Source organism: Nioella sp. (assembly GCF_964229645.1).
Classification (GTDB): domain Bacteria; phylum Pseudomonadota; class Alphaproteobacteria; order Rhodobacterales; family Rhodobacteraceae; genus Nioella.
The window spans coordinates 1-4,022 of the sequence record NZ_CAXREX010000045.1; the positions used below are offsets into that span (position 1 = coordinate 1).

General features: G+C 64.6%; 2 protein-coding genes and 1 pseudogene. 1 reads left to right on the forward strand and 2 read right to left on the reverse strand.

The annotated features are described in order from the left end of the window. Positions 1-233: pseudogene (locus ACEQXV_RS03055) on the reverse strand (xanthine dehydrogenase molybdopterin binding subunit); the annotation flags it as partial. After that, positions 230-1,609 carry a xanthine dehydrogenase small subunit gene (gene xdhA, locus ACEQXV_RS03060; protein WP_370267841.1) on the reverse strand — a complete coding sequence of 460 codons (1,380 nt, stop codon included), beginning with the start codon at positions 1,607-1,609 and terminating at the stop codon, positions 230-232. The pseudogene ACEQXV_RS03055 and the gene xdhA, both read right to left, overlap by 4 nt. Before the next feature lie 331 nt (positions 1,610-1,940). Between xdhA and dnaE the strand changes: the two genes are divergently transcribed. Continuing rightward, on the forward strand, positions 1,941-4,022 hold a 2,082-nt coding region (dnaE, locus tag ACEQXV_RS03065), incomplete at its 3' end, for a DNA polymerase III subunit alpha (RefSeq protein WP_370267843.1).

A 4,022-nucleotide genomic window follows, 5' to 3' on the forward strand; every position in this document is an offset into this window, starting at 1 on the left:
GGCGAGCAATCGGGGATCTCATCGAAATCCTTTCCTGCCAGCACCATTACCACGCCGGGTGCGGCGCGCACGTCGTCGAGGTTCATCGACGCGATCCGGCCACGGGCGATCTCCGACATGCCGAAGGCCAGGTGCAGGCAGTTGGACGGGACCGGGATGTCATCGACATAGCGGGCCTGTCCGGTCACATGCAGGGGCGCCGCGTCATGGGGCAGGGGCTTGTGCACGCTCATGCCGACACCTCCAGCACGTTGGTCGCAACGCCTTGGTCTTCGTGGAAATAGCGCAGGAGCATGTTGGCGGCGGTTTCCAGCCGGTATTCGGCAGAGGCGCGCATGTCGGTCAGCGGGGTGAAGTCTGCTGCATAGGCGGCCATGGCGGTGCGCACGGTGTCTTCTGTCCAGCTCTGGCCGACCAGCGCGGCCTCGGCATTCGACGCCCGCTTGGGGATGCCCGCCATACCGCCATAGGCCAGTTTCGCCTCTGTCACGGTGCCGTTCTCCACGGTGATGCTCAGGCAGCCGCAGACGGCGGAAATATCCTGGTCGAAGCGCTTGGACAGCTTGTAGCAGCGCAGCCGGTCGGGCTGATCGGGGATGGTGATGCCTTCGACGAACTCGCCCGGCGCGCGGTCCTGCTTGCCGTAGTCGAGGAAGAACGACTCCAGCGGGATCGTGCGGCGCGTGTCCCCCTTGCGCAGGTGCAACTGCGCCCCGAGCGCAATCAAGGCCGGGGGCGCATCCCCGATGGGCGAACCATTGGCGATATTGCCGCCGATCGTGGCGGCATTGCGCACTTGCGTGGACGCAAAGCGGCGCAGCATCTCGGCGAAGGAGGGATGGCGGGGCGCGATGGCGGCATGAAGCTCCGTGAGAGACACCATCGCGCCCACATGCATCCCGGAAGCATCTTCCGAGATGGTTTTCAGGTCCTCGCATCCGCCCAGAAAGGCCACGGGCGCAAGGTCGCGCAGCGCCTTGGTGACCCAGAGCCCGACATCTGTGGCCCCGGCGATAAGCGTTGCGTCGGGGGTCTCTGCATACCAGATGGCCAGATCATCGGCGCTGGTGGGGGCGAAGGGCAGGGGGCTTGCGCCCAGGGCGGCTACCGCCTCTCGGTCGGTCTGCATCCATGCGGGCACCGGCTCTGCCGCCGCGGCCTCTGCCGCGCGGATGATCGGCGCATACCCTGTGCAGCGGCAGAGGTTCCCCGCCAGCACGTCGTCGAAAGCCGTTTCGCCATTACTGTGGGCCGCCGCCAGCGAGGCTACGATCCCCGGCGTGCAGAACCCGCATTGCGATCCGTGATGTTCCACCATCGCAGCCTGAACCGGGTGCATCTCTCCTCCGGGGCCGGAGATGCCCTCGACCGTGCGCACCGCCTTGCCGTTCAGTTGCGGCAGGAACAGGATGCAGCCATTAACGGCGCGCGATCCCCGGGCGTCGGTCAGGATGATCGTGCAGGCGCCGCAATCGCCCTCGTTGCAGCCTTCCTTGGTGCCGGTCAGCCCGCGATCTTCGCGGAGCCAGTCTAGCAATGTGCGGGTGGCTGGCTGACCGGAGATGCGCACCGGCTGGCCGTTGAGGAGGAAGCTTACCTCTTCACTCATAAGAGTCTCGTGTCGCGGTCTGGTCGGAAGGTCGTTGCCCTCAAATGCGCTGGCCCGATGCGACGTAAAGCCAAGGCGCCTTTTCCCTGTTCATATCAGCAAAGCGGCTTTTGTTCTTCGTGGCAAGCGGTGCGATCCAAAGGGGAACGAAAGGACCTTTCGGTTTCTCGCGAAAATCGGGCAACATGCTTGGATAATGGTGAAAATTGCGGCGGCTTTTGAAGGGGGTGCCGGAACGCGCCGGGATGGGACGGGGGCAGGGCGCCGCAGAAAAGAGAATCGCCGCAGTTTGCGGATGGATCAGCGAGAGGGGCTGCGCTAGCCTTGAGCCATGAGCAGTTCCCCCCGATTCATCCACCTTCGCCTGCACACCGAGTATTCGCTGCTGGAAGGTGCCGTTCCCGTCAAGAAGCTGGCCGGAATGTGCGAGGCGGCGGGCATGCCCGCCGTGGCCGTGACCGAAACGAACAACATGTTCTCGGCGCTGCAATTCTCGGAAACGGCGGCAGGGGCCGGGGTGCAGCCCATCATCGGCTGCCAGATCAGCCTCGATTACGATCCCGCCGCGCCGGGCGAAAAGACACGCCCGCCGGCCCCTGTCGTTCTGCTGGCCCAGAACCGGACGGGCTACGAGCACCTGATGAAGCTCAATTCCTGCCTTTACCTGCGCGGGGACGGGTCGCTGCCGCATGTGACGCTGGACGAACTGGAACGGCATTGTGAGGGTCTGATCTGTCTTTCGGGCGGTCCCGATGGGCCGGTCGGACGCTTCCTGCGCAATGGACAGCGCCCCAAGGCCGAGGCGTTGATGGCGCGGTTGAAGGCGATCTACGGCGACAGGCTCTACGTGGAATTGCAGCGCCACCCCGGAGAGGGCGGTCTGCCCGAAGCGGAACGCCTGTCCGAACAGGGCCATGTGGAAATGGCCTACGCGATGGACCTGCCGCTTGTGGCGACGAACGATGTCTACTTCCCAAAGGCGGACATGTACGAGGCGCATGACGCGCTGATCTGTATCGCCGAAGGGGCCTATGTCGACCAACAGGAGCCGCGCCGCCGCCTGACGCCGCAGCACTATTTCAAGACGCCCGAGGAAATGGCGACGCTGTTCGCCGATCTGCCCGAAGCGTTGGAAAACACCGTTGAAATCGCCCGGCGCTGCGCCTTCCGCGCCCGCACGCATCCGCCGATCCTGCCGAAATTCGCCGATGACGAGGTAGAGGAGTTGCGCCGCCAGGCCAACGAGGGGCTTCAGGCGCGCCTGGCCGTGATCCCCCATGCGGTCAGCCGCGAGGAATACCAGAAACGGCTCGATTTCGAGCTCGATATCATCGAGGGCATGGGCTTCCCCGGCTACTTCCTGATCGTGGCCGACTTCATCAAATGGGCGAAGGACCATGACATCCCGGTCGGGCCGGGGCGGGGCTCGGGTGCGGGCAGTCTGGTGGCCTACGCGCTGACCATCACCGACCTCGACCCGCTGCGCTACAGCCTGCTGTTCGAGCGCTTCCTGAACCCCGAACGGGTCTCCATGCCCGACTTCGATATCGACTTCTGCATGGATCGCCGCGAAGAGGTGATCCGCTACGTGCAGGAAAAATACGGGCGCGAGAAGGTGGGCCAGATCATCACCTTCGGCGCGCTTCTGTCCAAGGCCGCCGTGCGCGACGTGGGCCGGGTGCTGCAAATGCCCTTCATGCAGGTGGACCGCCTGTCCAAGATGATCCCGGTCGAAGGCGTGAAGCCCGTCTCGATCAAGGAGGCGCTGGAACAGGAACCCCGCCTGCGCGAAGCCGCGCGCGAGGAAGAGGTGGTCAAGCGTCTGCTGGATTACGGCCAGCAGGTCGAAGGGCTGCTGCGCAACGCGTCGACCCACGCGGCGGGCGTGGTGATCGGCGACCGGCCTTTGGATGAGCTGGTGCCGCTCTACCAGGACCCCCGGTCCGACATGCCCGCGACCCAGTTCAACATGAAATGGGTGGAACCGGCGGGGCTGGTGAAGTTCGACTTCCTCGGCCTCAAGACCCTGACCGTGGTGCAGAATGCGATCGACCTCATTCACGGGCAGGGGCGTGACCTGCATGTGGGGCCGGACGGGACGCAGCTTTACGATCCGCCCGCGGGGGCGGAAAACCAGATCAACGCCATCCCGCTGGATGACGAGGCAACCTACAAGCTTTACGCCAGCGCGCAGACCGTGGCCGTGTTCCAGGTGGAAAGCTCGGGCATGATGGATGCGCTGAGGCGCATGAAACCCACCTGTATCGAAGACATCGTGGCGCTGGTGGCGCTCTACCGCCCCGGCCCGATGGAAAACATCCCCACCTATTGCGAGGTGAAGAACGGGCTGAAGGAGCGCGCCTCGGTCCATCCGCTGATCGACCATATCCTCGAAGAGACCCAGGGCATCATC